Origin of the sequence: Streptomyces bugieae (assembly GCF_036352915.1) — a bacterium.
Classification (GTDB): Bacteria; Actinomycetota; Actinomycetes; order Streptomycetales; family Streptomycetaceae; genus Streptomyces; species Streptomyces endophytica.
In genome coordinates this window covers 80,762-100,036 of the sequence record NZ_JAZBJP010000008.1, presented here as the reverse complement: position 1 = coordinate 100,036, position 19,275 = coordinate 80,762, and the positions used below count along the sequence as shown (strand labels likewise).

Here is a 19,275-nt window from a genome sequence, read left to right as displayed (position 1 = left end):
GCCGGCGACCTGCCCGGAAGGGCCGCAATTCGGGGCGAGCCCCCACTGACGACGGTGCGGCCGCTCTTCGTAGACTGCGCGGCATGCGCAGCACCTCCCCGGGGAGCACTCCCCGGACCCCCGGACGGGCGCCGGCCGTCGAGGTCACCGGCCTGGTCAAGCGGTACGGGACGAAGACCGCGGTGGACGGCCTCGACCTGACCGTCGCGCACGGCACCGTCACCGCCGTGCTCGGCCCCAACGGCGCCGGCAAGACCACCACCGTCGAAACCTGCGAGGGCTACCGCCGTCCGGATGACGGCACGGTCCGCGTCCTCGGCCTGGACCCGGTCGCCGACGCCGCCGCGCTGCGCCCCCGGATCGGCGTGATGCTGCAGTCCGGCGGCGTCTACGCGGGCGCCCGCGCCGAGGAGATGCTGCGGCACACCGCCACCCTGCACGCCCACCCCCTCGACGTCGGCATGCTCATCGACCGGCTGGGCCTGGGCTCCTGCGGCCGGACGACCTACCGGCGGCTCTCCGGCGGCCAGCAGCAGCGGCTGGCGCTGGCCATGGCCGTGGTCGGCCGCCCGGAGCTGGTCTTCCTCGACGAGCCGACGGCCGGCCTCGACCCGCAGGCCCGCCACGCCACCTGGGACCTCGTACGGGAACTCCGCGCCGACGGCGTGAGCTGCGTGCTCACCACCCACTTCATGGACGAGGCCGAACAGCTCGCCGACGACGTCGCGATCATCGACGGCGGCCGGGTGATCGCCCAGGGCAGCCCCGACGAGCTGTGCCGCGGCGGCGCCGAGAACAGCCTGCGCTTCACCGGCCGGCCCGGCCTCGACCTCGCCTCCCTCCTCAAGGCACTGCCCGCGGACAGCTCCGCCTCGGAGCCCGCCTCCGGCGTCTACCGCGTCCACGGCAAGATCGACCCGCAGCTGCTGGCCACGGTCGCCTCGTGGTGCGCGCAGAACGGCGTGATGCCGGACGCGATAGCCGTCGAACGGCACACCCTGGAGGACGTCTTCCTGGAGCTCACCGGTAAGGAGCTGCGCGCATGACCGCCACCGAGGCCGGTACCACCACCACGGGCACGTTCGCCCCGCGGCCCGGCGCCGCGCCGCTGCCCCGGATGATCCGGGCCCAGGCGGCCCTGGAGACCCGGATGCTGCTGCGCAACGGCGAACAGCTGCTGCTCACGGTGATCATCCCGACGCTGCTGCTGGTGCTGTTCTCCGCCGTCGACATCGTCGACACCGGGGCCGGCAAGGCCGTGGACTTCCTGGCGCCGGGCATCCTCGCGCTGGCCGTGATGTCCACCGCCTTCACCGGCCAGGCCATCGCCACCGGCTTCGAGCGCCGCTACGGCGTCCTCAAGCGGCTCGCGGTCTCACCGCTGCCGCGCTGGGGGCTGATGACCGCGAAGACCTGCGCGGTGCTGGTCACCGAGGTCCTGCAGATCGCACTGCTCACGGCGGTGGCCCTGGCGCTGGGCTGGTCCCCGCACGGCAACCCGCTCACGGTGCTGCTGCTCCTCCTGCTCGGCACGGCCGCGTTCTCGGGGCTGGGACTGCTGATGGCCGGGACGCTGAAGGCCGAGGCGACGCTGGCCGCGGCCAACCTGGTCTTCCTGCTGCTCCTGGTCGGCGGCGGGGTGATCGTCCCGCTCGCCAAGTTCCCGGAGGCCGCCCGGGCCGTGCTGCACCTGCTGCCGATCTCGGCACTCTCGGACGGGCTGCGCGAGGTGCTCGGGCACGGCGCGTCGGTACCGTGGTCCGACCTGGGCGTCCTCGCCGGGTGGGCCGTCCTGGGGCTGGGCGCGGCGGCGAAGTTCTTCCGCTGGGAGTAGTCACCGGGTGGACCGTTCAGGGTCCGCACCGCACCGCACCCCTCGTGCCGCCCACCCCCTCGTGAAAACTTGCACAAGCCGCCGCCTACCATGGCTCCGTGCCGAACTCGCTGAATCCCCTTGAGCTGATCGCCCGCCGCTGGCAGCCGTCCGCGGCCTTCGTGCGGCGGGCCGCGCTGGCGACCGTCGTGATGGCCGTGATCATCGTCGTGACCGGCGGCGCGGTCCGGCTCACGCAGTCCGGACTGGGCTGCTCGACCTGGCCGAAGTGCACGCCGGAGAGCCTCACGCCGACCCACGCCATGGGCATCAACGGCCTCATCGAGTTCGGCAACCGCCTGCTGACGTACGTGCTGTGCGCGTTCGTCGGGCTGTTCATCATCGCCGCCCGCGCCCGGCACCCGCGACGCCGCTCGCTCACCCGCCTCGGCTGGGCCCAGTTCTGGATCGTGATGGGCAACGCGGTCTGGGGCGGCATCGTCGTCCTGACCGGCCTGAACCCGTACCTCGTCGCCGCGCACTTCCTGCTGTCCACGACGCTGCTCACGGTCGCCGTACTGAGCTGGCAGCGGGCCGGCGAGGGCGACGACGCACCGCGTGACGTGACCGCCCGTCCCCTCCGGCAGCTGGCCTGGCTGCTGGTGGCGGCGACCGGCACGCTGACCGTCATCGGCACGGTCGTCACCGGCACCGGCCCGCACGCCGGCGACGCCCACAAGGTCCACCGCATCCCGCTGAACTGGCAGGAGATCACCCAGCTCCACGTCGACTTCGTCTACATCGTCGTCGGCCTGACCGTCGCCCTGTGGTTCGCGCTGCGCGCCGTCAAGGCACCGGCCGCCGCGCGCCGGAGGGTGCTGGAACTGCTCGCCTGCATCGCGCTGCAGGGCGTCATCGGCTACGTCCAGTACTTCCTGGGCCTGCCCGAGATCGTCATCGGGCTGCACATGCTGGGCTCGACGCTGGTGTGGATCGCCGTGCTGCGGGTGGCGCTGTCGCTGCGCGACCGCGGACCGCTCCAGGAGGACGAGCCCGGGGACGGCGACGCGCCGGCCGCCGCGGACGAGGAGCCCGCGGAGCCTCAGGTGGCGTCCGCGTCGAGCCGGTAGACCCGGCGGGCCGTCCCGGACGCGATCATCTCGATGATCCGCCGCCCGTCCTCCGCCCCGCACAGCCCCTCGGTGGTCCACTCCCGTACGAGGCGGTCCATGGCGCGCAGGAAGGACCGGGCGCCGGTCACATAGAGCTCGGGCAGCCCGCGGGCACCGGAGGAGAACAGCAGCTTCCCGAACGGCGCGTGCGGCAGGGTCTCCTCGGGGCGGGGCCCGGTGTCGGCGTACACATGGGCGTGCGCCGCGGCGAGCTGGGCGGCCCGGCGGTGGTGCGGGGCCGCGGGCAGCAGGACCAGGTCCGCGCCGATCCCGGTGGTGGCCCGCAGGAACCCGGCCAGCGGCCGCGGGTCGGGGCAGTGCAGCTGTACGGGCAGTCCGGTGGCGACCGCGCTCCACAGCAGGTGCCGTACGAGGGCCGGTTCGGCGAGCCGGTCGCCGGGCCGGCGGGCACGCAGCCAGCGGTCCGCGGCGCGCCGCACCTCGCCGGCCTCGGGGGCGTGTCCGTCGCAGTAGGTGGCGCCGGAGGCGAAGGCGGTGGCGTGCTGGGCCGCCGCGTAGAGCGCCTCGGCGGTGTAGCCGATGAAGGATTCGACGCTGCCGGAGGTGTCGGCGACCTGCTCGGCGAGCGGTTCGAGCCGTACCACCTCGTGGGCGCGGGCCTCGGCGGCGGTGGCGATCTCGGCGGCCGAGGTCAGTTCGCTGGGGGTGCCGGCCTCCAGCAGGAAGGTGCCGATGCCGGAGCCGCGGAGCAGCATCCGGCCCGCCGTGTAGGCGCCCACCTCGCGTCTGCGGGCCAGATAGCGGGCCGGCGGACAGTGCGGCTCCAGGCCGAGCAGCGGGGGGCACCAGCGGCGTATCGCGAGACCGGTGAAGCTGTCGAAGTAGCTCGTGCCGGCGGGGGCCGGGCCGTGCGCGCCGACCGCGGCGGCCAGATGGGTCTCGAAGGAGCCGAGGCCGAGTTCGCCGTGCACGGCGCCGTGGCTGTACTGATCGATGAGCGGTGGCTGATCCGCCGGGAAGGCAATGCCGTCCATCCGCTCCTCCTCGCCGAGAGCCCGCCGGGCGTGGCAGGACCGCCGCGCCCGGTGGGCCTAACGGACGAGGGGGTGGTGAGGTAGCGGGCTCCGCTTCCTCGCGCGCGCCCCGGCGCGCCGCCGCACCGTGCGTCAGGCGTTGGCCGGGCCGCCCAGCTGGATGCCCGCCATGCGGGACCACTCGTAGCGGCCGGTGCGGACCTTGGCGGCGAGGTCGCCGTCGAAGTCGTCGTGGAGGGTGAGGCCGGCCCGGGCCGCGGCGTCCTTGGCCTCGTCGTACGTACCGGCGACGAGGTTGCCCCACTCGCCGTTGGCCCCGACGAGGGCGATCCGGACGCTGCCGCGGGCGATGTGCGCGAGCTGGCCCTCGGCGCTGCCGCCGTGGGAGTCGGCGAAGGCGCGGATCTGCCGGGCGAGCCGCGCGGCGCGCTTGCCGGCCCGCTTCTCGTCCTTGGTGGCGGCCGCCGCGCCGACCGCCGTCTCCGCCTGCTCGTCCGCCTGCTGGGTGTCTGCCATGGACAGCATGCTACCCACGAGTAATCACCGAAGGAAGGGATCCACGGCGACGGCGACGAACAGCAGGGACACATAGGTGATGGACCAGTGGAACAGCCGCATCTCCTTGAGCTTGGGCCCGGTGATCCCGGCCTTGGCGCGGGACTGCAGGGCGTGCGCCTCCTTCAGCCAGAAGGCGCCGCAGGCGACCGCGACCGCGGTGTAGAACCAGCCGGTGTAGCCCAGCGGCTGCAGCAGCAGCGAGACCAGGACCATCACCCAGCTGTAGGCGACGATCTGCCGGGCCACGGCCTTGTTGCCCGCGATCACCGGCAGCATCGGCACGCCGACCCGCTCGTAGTCGTCCTTGGCCTTCATCGACAGCGGCCAGTAGTGCGGCGGCGTCCAGAAGAAGATGACGAGGAAGAGGACCAGCGCGGCCCAGGAGACCGAATTCGTCACCGCGGACCAGCCGATGAAGACCGGCATGCAGCCCGCGATGCCGCCCCAGACGATGTTCTGCGAGGTGCGGCGCTTGAGGATCATCGTGTAGACGACCACGTAGAAAAGCAGCGCCCCGAGCGACAGCATCGCCGACAGCGGGTTGACGAAGACCCAGAACCAGGCGGTGGAACCCACCGCGAGGGCGGTCGCGAAGACCAGGCACTCGCGCGGCGAGACCATGCCGGTGACCAGGGGGCGCTGGGACGTGCGGTCCATCAGGGCGTCGATGTCCCGGTCGATGTACATGTTGTAGGCGGCCGCGCCGCCGGCGGAGAGGTAACCGCCGACGCAGGTCGCGAACACCAGCCACAGGTCGGGGACACCGCCCGCCGCCAGGAACATCACGGGGATCGTCGTCATCAGCAGGAGCTCGATGACACGCGGCTTGGTCAGCGCCACGAAAGCCTTCACACGGGCCCCGAACGGACGGTGCCCCGGACCCCCCGGGCTCTCGGAGAGCACCCCCGCAGGACGGGATTCGACGGCCGTCACGCACACCCCTGGAAGTAACATCAGCGGCTCCCGCCGCGGATGGAAATAAGGCTCGCAAGCCTTACGACCCCGTGAACCGGGTAAAAGCTTGCGCGTACCACGCCACTTTAGACGTTGGCCATACGGCGATCTTCGCGGGGGTGGGGTCGTGTTGGGGCCCGCGCGGCCCGGTGGCGTCGGCAGCTTTCCCCGGGCGTTCGCCCGTTGTTCAGGAGGCGGGCCAGACCGCCGCCCGGCAGTCTGGTCGTATGGCCGTGGCCGCCGGGCCGGGAATGTCCGATCCGGCGATTCGGTTGCCCGAAGCGACGAACCTCCGTGACGGCCACGCAGCGACTGAGCACCGAAAACACCGAATGAGCGTCGAAAAGACGCCCGCACTTGCGGGGGTAGGCTCGACACCGCCTGGCGGACATACCGTCCGTGGCATTCGACATGTGGAGAGGAGCCCTGACTCAGGGTGAGCACCAAGCCGACCACCACAGAATTCGAGTGGACCGAACAGGACCAGCGGGCGGTGGACACCGTCCGGGTCCTGGCCATGGACTCCGTGCAGAAGGTCGGTAACGGCCATCCGGGTACGGCCATGAGCCTGGCTCCCGCCGCCTATGTTCTGTTCCAGAAGCTCATGCGGCACGACCCCGCGGACTCCGACTGGACCGGCCGTGACCGGTTCGTCCTCTCCGCCGGCCACTCCAGCCTGACGCTCTACATCCAGCTCTTCCTGGCCGGCTACGGCCTGGAGCTGGACGACCTCAAGGCCTTCCGCACCTGGGGCTCCAAGACCCCCGGCCACCCGGAGTACGGCCACACCACCGGCGTGGAGACCACCACCGGCCCGCTGGGCCAGGGCGTCGCCAACGCGGTCGGCATGGCCATGGCGGCCCGCTACGAGCGCGGCCTCTTCGACCCGGACGCGGCCCAGGGCTCCTCGCCGTTCGACCACTTCATCTACGCGATCGCCGGCGACGGCTGCCTCCAGGAAGGCATCTCCGCCGAGGCGTCCTCGATGGCCGGCCACCAGAAGCTCGGCAACCTCATCATGCTGTGGGACGACAACCACATCTCGATCGAGGGCGACACCGAGACCGCCATCTCCGAAGACACCGTGAAGCGGTACGAGGCCTACGGCTGGCACGTGCAGCGCGTGGAGCCCAAGGAGAACGGCGACCTCGACCCCGAGGGGCTGTTCCGCGCCATCGAGGCCGCGAAGGCCGTCACCGACAAGCCGTCGTTCATCGCGATGCGCTCGATCATCGCCTGGCCGGCCCCCAACGCCCAGAACACCGAGGCCGCGCACGGCTCGGCGCTGGGCGAGGAGGAGGTCGCGGCCACCAAGCGCGTGCTGGGCTTCGACCCGGAGAAGCACTTCGAGGTCACCGACGAGGTGCTCGCGCACACCCGCGGCGCCCTCGACCGCGGCCGGGACGCCAAGAAGGAGTGGGAGAAGTCCTTCGCCGCCTGGCGCACCGCCAACCCGGAGCGCGCCGCGGAGTTCGACCGGATCGCCGCCACCGAGCTGCCCGCGGGCTGGGAGGACCACCTCCCCGTCTTCGAGACCGGCAAGCCCGTCGCCACCCGCGCCGCGTCCGGCAAGGTGCTGCACGCGCTCGGCCCGGTCATCCCCGAGCTGTGGGGCGGCTCCGCGGACCTCGCGGGCTCCAACAACACCACGATCGACAAGACGTCGTCGTTCCTGCCCGAGGGCAACCCGCTGCCGGAGGCCGACCCCTACGGCCGCACGATCCACTTCGGCATCCGCGAGCACTCCATGGCCGCGGAGATGAACGGCATCGCGCTGCACGGCAACACCCGCATCTACGGCGGCACCTTCCTGGTGTTCTCCGACTACATGCGCAACGCCGTCCGGCTGTCGGCCCTGATGCACCTGCCGGTGACGTACGTGTGGACGCACGACTCCATCGGCCTGGGCGAGGACGGCCCGACCCACCAGCCGGTCGAGCACCTGGCCTCGCTGCGCGCCATCCCGGGCCTGAACGTCGTGCGCCCGGCCGACGCCAACGAGACCGCCCTCGCCTGGCGCGAGATCCTCAAGCGCTACACGAAGAAGTTCGGCATGGGCGCCCCGCACGGCCTCGCGCTGACCCGCCAGGGCGTCCCGACGTACCCGGCCAACGAGGACACCGCCAAGGGCGGTTACGTGCTCTTCGAGGCCGAGGGCCCGCAGGGAGAGGCCGCCGAACCGCAGGTCGTGCTGATCGGCACCGGCTCCGAGGTGCAGCTCGCCGTCGAGGCGCGCGCGCAGCTGCAGGCCGCAGGCGTCCCGACCCGCGTGGTCTCGATGCCGTGCGTCGAGTGGTTCGAGGAGCAGGACCAGCAGTACCGCGACAGCGTGCTGCCGCCGTCGGTCAAGGCGCGGGTCGCCGTCGAGGCGGGCATCGGCCTGACCTGGCACCGCTTCGTGGGCGACGCCGGACGCATCGTGTCGCTGGAGCACTTCGGCGCCTCGGCCGACGGCAAGGTCCTCTTCCGCGAGTTCGGCTTCACCGCCGACGCGGTCGCCGCCGCCGCCCGGGAATCGCTCGAAGCCGCCGCGCGCTGACGCACGTATACGACGAGTAGGAGATGCAGAACCCATGACAGACGCACTCAAGCGCCTCTCCGACGAAGGCGTCGCGATCTGGCTGGACGACCTGTCGCGCAAGCGCATCACGTCCGGCAACCTCGCCGAGCTGATCGACCAGCAGCACGTCGTCGGCGTCACGACCAACCCCTCGATCTTCCAGAAGGCGATCTCCTCGGGCGACGGCTACCGGCAGCAGGTCGCCGACCTCGCCGCCCGTAAGGTCACCGTCGAGGAAGCCATCCGCATGATCACGACGGCGGACGTCCGGGACGCCGCCGACGTCCTGCGGCCGGTCTTCGACGCCACCGGCGGGCAGGACGGCCGGGTCTCCATCGAGGTCGACCCGCGCCTGGCCCACAACACCGCGGCGACCATCGCCGAGGCCAAGCAGCTGGCGTGGCTGGTGGACCGCCCGAACACGCTGATCAAGATCCCGGCCACCAAGGCGGGCCTGCCGGCGATCACCGAGGTCATCGGCCTGGGCATCAGCGTCAACGTCACGCTGATCTTCTCGCTGGAGCGCTACCGCGAGGTCATGGACGCCTACCTCGCGGGCCTGGAGAAGGCCAAGGCCGCGGGCCTGGACCTGTCCCTGATCCGTTCGGTCGCCTCGTTCTTCGTGTCCCGCGTGGACACCGAGATCGACAAGCGCCTGGACAAGAACGGCACCGACGAGGCCAAGGCCCTCAAGGGCAAGGCCGCGCTGGCCAACGCGCGGCTGGCCTACCAGGCGTACGAGGAGGTCTTCTCCTCCGACCGCTGGGCCGCCCTGGACAAGGCCGGCGCCAACAGGCAGCGTCCGCTGTGGGCCTCGACCGGCGTGAAGGACCCGGACTACAAGGACACGCTGTACGTGGACGAACTGGTCGCCCCGGGCACGGTCAACACCATGCCGGAGGCCACCCTGGAGGCCACCGCGGCGCGCGGCGAGATCACCGGGAACACCATCGCCGGCACCTACGAGGCGGCCCGGGCCGACCTCGACGCGATCGGCGCGCTCGGCATCTCGTACGACGATGTCGTGCAGCTCCTGGAGGACGAGGGCGTGGAGAAGTTCGAGGCCTCCTGGAACGACCTGCTCAAGTCGACCGAGGCGGAGCTCAAGCGCCTCGCTCCCACGGAGGGCTGATCCCCTTGACCGCTGTTCATGGAGCGAACCCGCTTCGTGACGCCGCGGACCGACGGCTCCCGCGCATCGCGGGGCCGTCGGGCCTGGTCATTTTCGGCGTCACGGGCGATTTGTCCCGTAAAAAGCTGATGCCCGCCGTCTACGACCTGGCGAACCGCGGCCTGCTTCCGCCCGGTTTCTCCCTCGTCGGATTCGCCCGCAGGGAGTGGGAGAACGAGGACTTCGCGCAGGAGGTGTACCAGGCGGTCAAGGAGCACGCCCGTACGCCGTTCCGCGAGGAGGTCTGGCAGCAGCTGGTCCAGGGCTGCCGCTTCGTCCAGGGCAACTTCGACGACGACGAGGCGTTCGAGACCCTCAAGGACACCATCAACGAGCTCGACAAGGCCCAGGGCACCGGCGGTAACTTCGCCTTCTACCTGTCCGTGCCGCCGAAGTTCTTCCCCAAGGTCGTCCAGCAGCTCAAGAAGCACGGACTGGCCGACCAGAAGGAGGACTCCTGGCGCCGCGCGGTCATCGAGAAGCCGTTCGGGCACAACCTCGAGAGCGCCCAGGAGCTCAACCGGATCGTCCACGAGGTCTTCCCGCCGAACGAGGTCTTCCGGATCGACCACTACCTCGGCAAGGAGACCGTCCAGAACATCCTGGCGCTGCGCTTCGCCAACACGATGTTCGAGCCGCTGTGGAACCGCAGCTACGTCGACCACGTCCAGATCACGATGGCCGAGGACATCGGCATCGGCGGCCGGGCCGGCTACTACGACGGCATCGGCGCGGCCCGTGACGTCATCCAGAACCACCTCCTCCAGCTGCTCGCGCTGACCGCCATGGAGGAGCCCGCCTCCTTCGAGGCCGACGCCCTGGTCGCGGAGAAGACCAAGGTGCTCGGCGCGGTCCGACTGCCCAAGGACCTGGGCAAGGAGACCGTGCGCGCGCAGTACGCGGCCGGCTGGCAGGGCGGCGAGAAGGCCGTCGGCTACCTCCAGGAAGACGGCATCGACCCGAAGTCGAAGACCGACACCTACGCCGCGATAAAGCTGTCGATCGACAACCGCCGCTGGGCGGGCGTCCCCTTCTACCTGCGCACCGGCAAGCGGCTGGGCCGCCGGGTCACCGAGATCGCGGTCGTCTTCCAGCGCGCCCCGCACTCCCCGTTCGACCACACCGCCACCGAGGAGCTCGGCCAGAACGCCCTGGTCATCCGCGTCCAGCCGGACGAGGGCGTGACCGTGCGGTTCGGCTCCAAGGTGCCCGGCACGTCGATGGAGGTCCGGGACGTCTCGATGGACTTCGCCTACGGCGAGTCCTTCACCGAGTCCAGCCCCGAGGCGTACGAGCGCCTGATCCTCGACGTACTCCTGGGCGACGCCAACCTCTTCCCGCGACTGGAGGAGGTCGAGCAGTCCTGGCGCATCCTCGACCCGATCGAGGAGTACTGGGACAAGCACGGCAAGCCCGCGCAGTACCCGGCGGGCACCTGGGGCCCGGCCGAGGCGGACGAAATGCTCGCACGAGACGGACGGAGCTGGCGTCGGCCATGAAGATCGACCTGACGGAAACCACGGCCAGCAAGATCAACAAGGCGCTGGTGGAGGGCCGTCGCGCCGTCGGCACCCCCGCCATCGGCATGGTGCTCACGCTCGTCATCGTCACCGACGAGGAGAACGCCTACGACGCCCTCAAGGCCGCCAACGAGGCGTCCCGCGAGCACCCGTCGCGCACCCTCGTCGTCATCAAGCGGGTCAGCCGGTCGCCGCGCGACCGCGCCAAGGCCCGCCTGGACGCCGAGGTGCGGGTCGGCACCGAGGCCGGCACCGGCGAGACGGTCGTGCTGCGGCTCTACGGCGAGGCGATCGACCACGCCCAGTCCGTGGTCCTGCCGCTGCTGCTGCCGGACGCCCCGGTGGTCGTCTGGTGGGCGGTCAACGCCCCGCTGGACCCGGCCAAGGACCCGCTGGGCGCGCTCGCCCAGCGCCGGGTGACCGACGCCTACGCCTGCGAGCGCCCGGTGCAGGAGCTCTCCGCGCGCGCAGAAACGTACACTCCGGGCGACACCGACCTGTCCTGGACCCGGATCACGCCCTGGCGCTCCATGCTGGCGGCGGCGCTCGACCAGGGCCCGTGCACGGTCACCTCGGCCGAGGTCGAGGGCGAGGAGTTCAACCCCAGCTGCGAGCTGCTCGCCATGTGGCTCGCCAGCCGGCTGAACGTCCCGGTCTCCCGCAAGGTCTCGGGCGGCCCCGGCCTCACGGCCGTCCGCATGCAGTCCAGCGGCGGCCCCATCGTGCTCGACCGCCCCGAGGCCTCGCTGGCCACGCTCTCCATGCCCGGCCAGCCGGACCGCTCGGTGGCGCTCAAGCGCCGGGACACCGCGGAACTCCTCGCCGAGGAGCTCCGCCGGCTCGACCCGGACGACATCTACGCCGCCGCCCTGAAGTTCGGCGTGGAACGCCTCGGCGACGGCGACGGTCCGGCCGGCGGCGCAAGCGGGGACCCGGCGGGCACGACCAAGGGCGGAACGGCCAAGGGCGGAAACGAGGGCGGAACGGCCGACGGCGAACCGGCGGCGTCCGCCGACGGCACCCCGGCCAAGTCCGCGTCCTCGGGCAAGAAGGCACCCGCCAAGAAGGCGGCCGGCAAGTGAGTGCTCCCGAAGTCGTCGTCCACCGCGACAAGGAGCTGATGGCGAAGGCCGCGGCGGCCCGGCTGATCACGAAGATCGTGGACGCCCAGGCCGCGCGCGGCTCCGCCGCCATCGTGCTGACCGGCGGGCGCAACGGCAACGGGCTGCTCGCGGCCCTCGCCGAGGCGCCCGCCCGGGACGCCGTGGACTGGTCCCGGCTCGACCTGTGGTGGGGTGACGAGCGCTTCCTGCCCGAGGGCGACCCGGAGCGCAACGACACCCAGGCCCGCGCGGCGCTGCTCGACAGCGTCCCGCTCGACCCGGCCCGGGTGCACCCGATGCCCGCCGCGGACGGCTCGTACGGCAACGACCCGGACGCCGCCGCCGAGGCGTACGCCGCCGAACTCGCCGCCGCGGCAGGCCCGGAGGACCACGGCCCGGTCCCGTCCTTCGACGTCCTGCTGCTCGGCGTCGGCCCGGACACCCACGTCGCGTCGCTCTTCCCCGAGCTCCCCGGCGTACGGGAGACCGAGCGCACGGTGGTCGGGGTGCACGGCGCGCCCAAGCCGCCGCCCACCCGGATCTCCCTGACGCTGCCCGCGATCCGCGCGGCGCGGCAGGTCTGGCTGCTGGCGGCCGGCGAGGACAAGGCCAACGCGGCCGCCATCGCGCTCTCCGGCGCGGGCGAGGTCCAGGCCCCGGCGGCGGGCGCCCGCGGCCGCAGCCGCACGCTGTGGCTCCTCGACGAGCCGGCCGCGGCCCAACTGCCGCGCGGCCTCTACCCACCGGCGTCGGCCTGAGCCGGCGGCCTTCGGCCTGAGCGTCGGCCGTCGCGACGACCGCTCTTGCCTTGCTTGCGGCCTTGCGGGCCCCGTCCTCTTCGAGGGCGGGGCCCGCGGCTTGGGTGTGGCTGGGTGTGGCTTGGTTGCGGGTGGGCTTTACAGGTGTGGGGTCAGCGGGCGCGGAGGGCGCGGTACTTGGCGACCAGGGCGGTGGTGGAGGGGTCGAGGCCCGGTACGGCGGCGCCTTCGGTGAGGGCCGGTTCGACGCGCTTGGCGAGGACCTTGCCGAGTTCGACGCCCCACTGGTCGAAGGAGTCGATGTTCCAGATCGCGCCCTGGACGAAGACCTTGTGCTCGTACAGGGCGATCAACTGGCCGAGTACGGACGGGCTGAGTTCCTTGGCGAGGATCGTGGTGGTGGGGCGGTTGCCCTGGAAGGTCTTGTGCGGGACGAGTTCCTCGGCCACGCCCTCGGCACGCACCTCGTCGGGCGTCTTTCCGAAGGCCAGTGCCTGGCCCTGGGCGAAGAGATTGGCCATCAGCAGGTCGTGCTGGGCGACCAGTCCGGGCTGCAGGTCGGCGACCGGTTCGGCGAAGCCGATGAGGTCGGCCGGGATCATCTTCGTGCCCTGGTGGAGCAGCTGGTAGTAGGCGTGCTGGCCGTTGGTGCCGGGCGTGCCCCACACGACCGGGCCGGTCTGCCAGTTGACCCGGTGGCCCTCGCGGTCCACGGACTTGCCGTTGGACTCCATGTCCAGCTGCTGGAGGTAGGCGGTGAACTTGGAGAGGTAGTGGCTGTAGGGCAGTACGGCGTGCGACTGGGCGTCCCAGAAGTTGCCGTACCAGATGCCGAGGAGGCCCAGCAGGAATGCGGCGTTCTCCTGCGGCGGGGTGCAGCGGAAGTGCTCGTCGACGAGGTGGAAGCCGGCGAGCATCTCGCGGAAGTGTTCCTTGCCGATGGCGACCATCAGCGAGAGACCGATCGCGGAGTCGTAGGAGTAGCGGCCGCCGACCCAGTCCCAGAACTCGAACATGTTGTCCGGGTTGATGCCGAACTCGGTCACCTTCTCGGTGTTGGTGGAGAGGGCGACGAAGTGCTTGGCGACGGCTTCCTCGTCGGCCCGGAGGCCGGTCAGCAGCCAGTTGCGGGCCGAGGTGGCGTTGGTGATCGTCTCGATGGTGGTGAAGGTCTTCGAGGCGATGATGAAGAGCGTCTCGGCCGGGTCGAGGTCGCGGACGGCTTCGTGCAGGTCCGCGCCGTCCACGTTGGAGACGAAGCGGAACTGCATGTCCCGGTGGGTGTAGGCGCGCAGCGCCTCGTACGCCATGGCGGGGCCGAGGTCCGAGCCGCCGATGCCGATGTTGACGACGGTCTTGATGCGCTTGCCGGTGTGGCCCTTCCAGTCGCCGGAGCGGACCCGGTCGGAGAAGGTGCCCATCTTCGTCAGGACGTGCTGGACGCCGGGGACGACGTCGGTGCCGTCGCTCTTGATGACCGCGGAGCCGGGTGCGCGCAGCGCGGTGTGGAGCACGGACCGCTGTTCGGTGACGTTGATCTTGTCGCCGCGGAACATCGCGTCGCGGAGTTCGGCCACGCCGGTCGCCGCGGCCAGGTCGCCGAGCAGCCGCAGGGTTTCGTCGGTGACCAGGTGCTTGGAGTAGTCCAGGTGCAGGTCGCCGACCTGGAGGGTGTAGCGGTCGGCGCGCGCGGGGTCGCGCTCGAACAGTTCGCGGAGGTGCACCTCCCCCATCTGTTCGCGGTGCTTGCTCAGCGCGGTCCACTCAGGCATCTGGTCGAGCCTGCTGCGGCCTTGTGGGTTCATCTCGGACATCAGCCTTCTTCATCTCGTACCGGCCCCGCCATCTCCCAACCTAATTGATCAGGGCGCGGTATGAGGTATCTGTCCGCTGCCGGTCGGTGCGCTGTCGGGCTTCTGACGAACCGGTGGACGGGCGGGGAGGAATGCCGGGGTGACGGGGTCCGGCAGGCCAATTGCGAGGAGGGCGGGACCGCTGGGGCGTACACCGTTGGCGGCCGGGGCGCGCTGCCGGCCGTCCGGCAGGCGGGCAGTACGCCCGCAGGACCCGGCCGCGTCACAACTCCCGCAGGCTGTCGGTGAGATCGCGCCGCCGGGTGCGTCCGGTGGCGGTCGGCCGGTGGGTGGGCGGGAGGCGGCGGCCGCGGTCCGCAGCCGGCCGTGGCCCCCGTGCCAGGGGAGCGCGCCGGCAGCCCCCGCCGTCCGGCCCGGCGCCGCCCTGTGTACCGCAGCCCTGTGCACCGCCGTCCGGCCCGTGTCGCTCATGTCGCCCCCTTCTGTCGACACCATCACACCGTCATCGCGCCGGATGCGCCTCGCAGTCGCACGACCACGGAGCGTCCGCATGCGACAACAGTACGGGCGACCACTGACAACGGGCTTCGGGTATGGGGGTAGCGGCCCCATCCGCTGTCTCGGACGCGGTGGAGGGCGCGGGTGCGGCGGCTCGTGCGAACGCGATCGGCCCGGCCGGAAGGGGGGTTCCTTCCGGCCGGGCCGGCCGTGTGTCTGTTCCGTCAGATCTCGCCGCGGAGCTTGGCGAGCGCCTCCGCGAGGATGGCCTCGCCGTCGGCGTCGCTGCGGCGCTCGCGGACGTAGGCGAGGTGGGTCTTGTAGGGCTCGGTGCGCGGCGGGTCCGGCGGGCTGTCCCGGTCCTTGCCGGCCGGGAAACCACAGCGCGGGCAGTCCCAGGTGTCCGGAACCTGCGCATCGCCGGCGAAGCTGGGCTGCGTCTCGTGCCCGTTGGAGCACCAGAAGGAGATGCGGATGCGCGGCGCGGACTCGCCGCGCTCGGCCTCCCCCATCGGCCCCGCCCCGACCCGACTTCCTCGGATCGCGTTGCCACTTGCCACGGTCGTTACTCCCTGCGTAATGGTGCTGCAAAGCCTTCACATCAGCTGCGCTGCGGAACGCCACAGTCTACGTAAGGCCCAACGCGCGTCCAGTGACCGGAGTTACCGTCCCGGGACGCCGCCCTCATGATAGGCCGCGCCCCCGACGGTATGTCAGCTGCCGAGCTTCATCAGGACGCCGAGGACGACAATGCAGGCGAACCAGAGCAGACCGATCACGATGGTGATGCGGTCCAGGTTGCGTTCGGCGACCGAGGAGCCGCCGACCGAGGACTGCATGCCGCCGCCGAACATGTCGGACAGACCGCCGCCCTTCCCCTTGTGCATGAGCACCAGCATCATCAGCAGCAGGCTGAAGACGATGAGGGCGATCGAGAATCCGATGACCACGGCTGGACCAACTCTCTAGGACTGACGGACGGACGTATGGATCACGATACGTGGAACATATGGTGCGGGGCCGGGGCGGCGCTGCTGCACCGGTCCCGGCCCCGACAGGGTACGACGAGGGCTCGTCCTCGTCATAGCTGCTGGTGTTGCGCGGCTGCTACTGGTCGCGGAAGCGGACGATCTTGACGAATTCGTCGGCGTCCAGTGCCGCGCCGCCGACGAGGGCGCCGTCGACGTCCGGCTGGGCCATGATCGCCGCGACGTTGCCGGACTTGACCGAGCCGCCGTACTGGATGCGGACCTTGTCGGCCAGCTCCTGGCTGTAGAGCTCGGCCAGGCGGCCGCGGATGGCCGCGCAGACCTCCTGGGCGTCCTCGGGGGTGGCGACCTCGCCGGTGCCGATGGCCCACACCGGTTCGTAGGCGATCACGATGGTCTCGGCCTGTTCGGCCGGGATGTCCGCGAGGCCGCCGTCGACCTGGGCGAGGGTGTGCGCGACCTGGTTGCCGGCCTTGCGGACGTCCAGGCCCTCGCCGACGCAGAGGATCGGGGTCAGGCCGTGCCGGAAGGCGGCCTTGACCTTGGCGTTGCAGATCTCTTCGTTCTCGCCGTGGTACTGGCGGCGCTCGCTGTGGCCGACGGCGACGTAGGCGCACTTGAGCTTGGCGAGCATCGCGCCGGAGATCTCACCGGTGTACGCGCCGGAGTCGTGCGCGGAGAGGTCCTGCGCGCCGTACTTGATCTTGAGCTTGTCGCCGTCGACCAGGGTCTGCACCGAGCGGAGGTCGGTGAAGGGCGTCAGGACGGCGACCTCTACGGCGTCGAAGTCCTTGTCGGCGAGGGCGAAGGCGAGCTTCTGGACGTGGGCGATGGCCTCGAGGTGGTTGAGGTTCATCTTCCAGTTGCCCGCCATCAGCGGGGTGCGGTCACTCACGGTTGTTCAGTCCTCCAGAGCGGCGAGGCCGGGGAGCGTCTTGCCTTCGAGGTATTCGAGGCTGGCGCCGCCACCGGTCGAGATGTGGCCGAATGCGTTCTCGTCGAAGCCCAGCAGGCGGACCGCGGCGGCGCTGTCGCCACCGCCGACCACGGTGAAGGCATCGCTGTCGACGAGCGCCTGGGCGATGGCGCGGGTGCCACCGGCGTAGTCCGGGTGCTCGAAGACACCGAGCGGACCGTTCCAGAAGACGGTCGCGGCGTCGGCCAGCTTGGAAGCGTACAGCTCGCGGGTCTTCGGGCCGATGTCCAGGCCCTCCTTGTCGGAGGGGATCTTGTCGGCGTCGAGGGTGTCGAAGTCCGCGGGGGCCTTGGTCTTCAGGTCCGGGAAGTCGGTGGAGGCGAGGACGTCGACGGGCAGGACCAGCTCGACGCCGTTCTTCTCGGCGCGTTCCATGTATTCCGTGACGGCCGGGATCTGGTCCTCCTGGAGGAGGGAGATGCCGACCTCGTAGCCCTTGGCCTTGAGGAAGGTGTAGGCCATGCCGCCGCCGATCAGGAGGCGGTCGGCCTTGCCGAGGAGTTCGTCGATGACGGCGAGCTTGTCGGAGACCTTGGCGCCGCCGAGCACGACGACGTAGGGGCGCTTGACGTCCTCGGTGAGCTTCTTCAGGACGCCGACCTCGGTGGCGATGAGGTCGCCGGCGGCGTGCGGCAGGCGCTTGGGAAGGTCGTAGACGGAGGCGTGCTTGCGGTGCACGGCGCCGAAGCCGTCGCCGACGTAGAGGTCGGCGAGGGCGGCGAGCTGGTCGGCGAAGGCGCCGCGCTCGGCGTCGTCCTTGCTGGTCTCGCCGGGGTTGAAGCGGAGGTTCTCCAGCACGGCCACCTGGCCGTCGGCGAGGCCCGCGGTGACGGCGGCGGCGGATGCGCCGACGGTGTCGGTCGCGAACGCCACGTCCTGGCCGAGGATTTCACCGAGCCGCTGGGCGGCGGGGGCCAGGGAGAAGGCCGGGTCCGGGGCGCCCTTGGGGCGGCCCAGGTGGGAGGCGACGATCACCTTGGCGCCGCGCTCGGTGAGCTTGGCGATCGTCGGGGCGACGGCGCGGATGCGGCCGTCGTCGGTGATGGTGGTGCCGTCCAGCGGTACGTTCAGGTCGGCGCGGACAAAGACCCGCTGTCCTGCTACCTGAAGGTCGTCGATCGTCTTCATGGGAAGTGCTCCGTCGCTTGATTCGGTCGCAGGACGGGGCTCGTACGACGCTTCGTCGCGTCGTACGAGCCCCGTCCTTCACACCTCGGTGCCTGGGGTATCAGGCAGAGATATCAGAGCTGGCCGCCGACGAAGGTGGTCAGGTCCACCAGGCGGTTGGAGTAGCCCCACTCGTTGTCGTACCAGCCGACGACCTTGACCTGCTTGCCCTGCGCCATCGTCAGGGAGGAGTCGAAGGTGCAGGAGGCCGGGAAGTTGACGATGTCCGAGGAGACGATCGGGTCCTCGGTGTACTCCAGGATGCCCTTGAGCTGGCCCTCGGCGGCCTTCTGGAACGCGGAGTTGATCTCGTCCTTGCTGACCTCGCGGTCGAGCTCCAGGACGAGGTCGGTGACCGAGCCGGTGGGGACCGGGACGCGCATGGCGATGCCGTCCAGCTTGCCCTTGAGCTGCGGGAGGACCAGCGCGGTGGCCTTGGCGGCACCCGTGGAGGTGGGGATGATGTTCTCCGCGGCGGCACGGGCGCGGCGCAGGTCCTTGTGCGGGAAGTCCAGGATGCGCTGGTCGTTGGTGTACGCGTGGACCGTGGTCATCAGGCCCTTGACGATGCCGAAGTTCTCGTCGAGGACCTTCGCCATCGGCGCCACACAGTTGGTGGTGCAGGAGGCGTTGGAGATGACGTGGTGCTTGGCGGCGTCGTACTTGTCGTTGTTGACGCCCATCACGATCGTGATGTCCTCGTCCTTGGCGGGCGCGGAGATCAGGACCTTCTTGGCACCGGCGGCGAGGTGCTTCGCGGCGTCCTCGCGCTTGGTGAAGATGCCGGTCGACTCGACGACGATGTCGGCGCCGAGCTCGCCCCAGGGGAGGTTCGCCGGGTCGCGCTCCGCCATCGTCTTGAAGGTCTGGTTGCCGACCGTGATGGTGTCGTCGGTGTGGCTGACGTCCTGCTTGAGGCGACCCAGGATGGTGTCGTACTTGAGCAGGTGGACCAGGGTGGCGTTGTCGGTCAGGTCGTTGACACCGACGATCTCGATGTCCGCGCCCTGCTCCAGGAGCGCGCGGAAGTAGTTGCGACCAATGCGGCCGAATCCGTTGATGCCTACGCGGATCGTCACGAACCGATCTCCTCGTTGGTACGCCGGCAAGACACCGGCGAGCTGTATGGGCTGTCCCCGACCGCCTCCGACCCTACCCCCTATACGAGACGTACGTGACATTGACAAAACGCGCTCGATGCTTCTCAGATGAGCACTTTCGGCCGGA

General features: G+C 70.8%; 17 protein-coding genes. 8 read left to right on the top strand and 9 right to left on the bottom strand.

Annotation, left to right across the window (positions count from 1 at the left end):
* Positions 1 to 83 precede the first annotated feature (83 nt).
* From V2J85_RS16825 to V2J85_RS16815, 3 genes are all read left to right on the top strand, one after another.
* Positions 84 to 1,046 carry an ABC transporter ATP-binding protein gene (locus V2J85_RS16825; RefSeq protein ID WP_261952150.1) on the top strand — a complete coding sequence of 321 codons (963 nt, stop codon included), beginning with the start codon at positions 84 to 86 and terminating at the stop codon, positions 1,044 to 1,046.
* Complete coding sequence (locus V2J85_RS16820; protein WP_330822063.1) at positions 1,043 to 1,834, top strand: ABC transporter permease; 792 nt, start codon at positions 1,043 to 1,045, stop codon at positions 1,832 to 1,834. Before V2J85_RS16825 ends, V2J85_RS16820 begins: the two co-directional genes overlap by 4 nt.
* Positions 1,835 to 1,932: 98 nt before the next feature.
* Positions 1,933 to 2,943 (top strand): COX15/CtaA family protein, encoded by a 1,011-nt coding sequence (locus V2J85_RS16815; protein ID WP_261952148.1) that lies wholly within the window; start codon positions 1,933 to 1,935, stop codon positions 2,941 to 2,943.
* Here V2J85_RS16815 and V2J85_RS16810 read toward each other — a convergent pair.
* From V2J85_RS16810 to V2J85_RS16800, 3 genes are all read right to left on the bottom strand, one after another.
* The gene (locus V2J85_RS16810) at positions 2,916 to 3,980 is read right to left on the bottom strand and encodes an amidohydrolase (RefSeq protein ID WP_261952147.1); all 1,065 of its coding nucleotides are present in this window, start codon (positions 3,978 to 3,980) and stop codon (positions 2,916 to 2,918) included. The genes V2J85_RS16815 and V2J85_RS16810 overlap by 28 nt on opposite strands.
* Positions 3,981 to 4,112: 132 nt before the next feature.
* Complete coding sequence (locus V2J85_RS16805; RefSeq protein ID WP_261952146.1) at positions 4,113 to 4,505, bottom strand: hypothetical protein; 393 nt, start codon at positions 4,503 to 4,505, stop codon at positions 4,113 to 4,115.
* A 15-nt stretch (positions 4,506 to 4,520) separates the two neighbouring features.
* Positions 4,521 to 5,471 carry a heme o synthase gene (locus V2J85_RS16800; protein ID WP_261952145.1) on the bottom strand — a complete coding sequence of 317 codons (951 nt, stop codon included), beginning with the start codon at positions 5,469 to 5,471 and terminating at the stop codon, positions 4,521 to 4,523.
* 457 nt (positions 5,472 to 5,928) lie between these two features.
* On the opposite strand from V2J85_RS16800, the gene tkt reads away from it, so the two are divergent.
* Genes tkt through pgl form a run of 5 tightly spaced genes read left to right on the top strand, consistent with a single transcriptional unit; the run spans position 5,929 to position 12,604 of the window.
* Entirely contained in the window at positions 5,929 to 8,031 is a 2,103-nt protein-coding gene (gene tkt / locus V2J85_RS16795) for a transketolase (protein ID WP_330822060.1), read from the top strand.
* A 34-nt stretch (positions 8,032 to 8,065) separates the two neighbouring features.
* Complete coding sequence (tal, locus tag V2J85_RS16790) at positions 8,066 to 9,184, top strand: transaldolase (protein WP_330822059.1); 1,119 nt, start codon at positions 8,066 to 8,068, stop codon at positions 9,182 to 9,184.
* Positions 9,185 to 9,189: 5 nt separating this feature from the next.
* The gene (gene zwf / locus V2J85_RS16785) at positions 9,190 to 10,722 is read left to right on the top strand and encodes a glucose-6-phosphate dehydrogenase (protein ID WP_261952142.1); all 1,533 of its coding nucleotides are present in this window, start codon (positions 9,190 to 9,192) and stop codon (positions 10,720 to 10,722) included.
* Positions 10,719 to 11,825 carry a glucose-6-phosphate dehydrogenase assembly protein OpcA gene (gene opcA, locus V2J85_RS16780; protein ID WP_330822057.1) on the top strand — a complete coding sequence of 369 codons (1,107 nt, stop codon included), beginning with the start codon at positions 10,719 to 10,721 and terminating at the stop codon, positions 11,823 to 11,825. The genes zwf and opcA overlap by 4 nt, the downstream gene beginning before the upstream one ends.
* A complete protein-coding gene (gene pgl / locus V2J85_RS16775) occupies positions 11,822 to 12,604 on the top strand; it encodes a 6-phosphogluconolactonase (protein ID WP_261952140.1) in 783 nt (260 codons plus the stop codon). The genes opcA and pgl overlap by 4 nt, the downstream gene beginning before the upstream one ends.
* Positions 12,605 to 12,756: 152 nt before the next feature.
* Here the strand turns inward: pgl and pgi are convergent, their stop codons facing one another.
* From pgi to gap, 6 genes are all read right to left on the bottom strand, one after another.
* On the bottom strand, positions 12,757 to 14,409 hold the full coding sequence (gene pgi, locus V2J85_RS16770; RefSeq protein ID WP_330822108.1) for a glucose-6-phosphate isomerase: 1,653 nt from the start codon (positions 14,407 to 14,409) through the stop codon (positions 12,757 to 12,759).
* A gap of 731 nt (positions 14,410 to 15,140) precedes the next feature.
* Positions 15,141 to 15,476, bottom strand: a complete 336-nt coding sequence (locus tag V2J85_RS16765) for an RNA polymerase-binding protein RbpA (protein ID WP_016578660.1) — start codon at positions 15,474 to 15,476, stop codon at positions 15,141 to 15,143.
* A gap of 153 nt (positions 15,477 to 15,629) precedes the next feature.
* Positions 15,630 to 15,866, bottom strand: a complete 237-nt coding sequence (gene secG, locus V2J85_RS16760) for a preprotein translocase subunit SecG (RefSeq protein ID WP_030411885.1) — start codon at positions 15,864 to 15,866, stop codon at positions 15,630 to 15,632.
* Positions 15,867 to 16,023: 157 nt separating this feature from the next.
* A complete protein-coding gene (gene tpiA / locus V2J85_RS16755; protein WP_261952139.1) occupies positions 16,024 to 16,800 on the bottom strand; it encodes a triose-phosphate isomerase in 777 nt (258 codons plus the stop codon).
* Between the two features lie 6 nt (positions 16,801 to 16,806).
* Positions 16,807 to 18,009: a phosphoglycerate kinase gene (locus V2J85_RS16750; protein ID WP_261952138.1), complete on the bottom strand. Its 1,203-nt coding sequence runs from the start codon at positions 18,007 to 18,009 to the stop codon at positions 16,807 to 16,809.
* Between the two features lie 113 nt (positions 18,010 to 18,122).
* A complete protein-coding gene (gene gap, locus V2J85_RS16745) occupies positions 18,123 to 19,127 on the bottom strand; it encodes a type I glyceraldehyde-3-phosphate dehydrogenase (protein ID WP_261952137.1) in 1,005 nt (334 codons plus the stop codon).
* Between the last annotated feature and the right edge of the window lie 148 nt (positions 19,128 to 19,275).

Coding starts and splice junctions, on each gene's coding strand:
- V2J85_RS16750 (WP_261952138.1), bottom strand. CDS start 18,009: ATGAAGACGATCGACGACCTTCAGGTAGCAGGACAGCGGGTCTTTGTC.
- V2J85_RS16820 (WP_330822063.1), top strand. CDS start 1,043: ATGACCGCCACCGAGGCCGGTACCACCACCACGGGCACGTTCGCCCCG.
- opcA (WP_330822057.1), top strand. CDS start 10,719: ATGAAGATCGACCTGACGGAAACCACGGCCAGCAAGATCAACAAGGCG.
- tal (WP_330822059.1), top strand. CDS start 8,066: ATGACAGACGCACTCAAGCGCCTCTCCGACGAAGGCGTCGCGATCTGG.
- pgi (WP_330822108.1), bottom strand. CDS start 14,409: ATGAACCCACAAGGCCGCAGCAGGCTCGACCAGATGCCTGAGTGGACC.
- V2J85_RS16810 (WP_261952147.1), bottom strand. CDS start 3,980: ATGGACGGCATTGCCTTCCCGGCGGATCAGCCACCGCTCATCGATCAG.
- V2J85_RS16825 (WP_261952150.1), top strand. CDS start 84: ATGCGCAGCACCTCCCCGGGGAGCACTCCCCGGACCCCCGGACGGGCG.
- V2J85_RS16805 (WP_261952146.1), bottom strand. CDS start 4,505: ATGCTGTCCATGGCAGACACCCAGCAGGCGGACGAGCAGGCGGAGACG.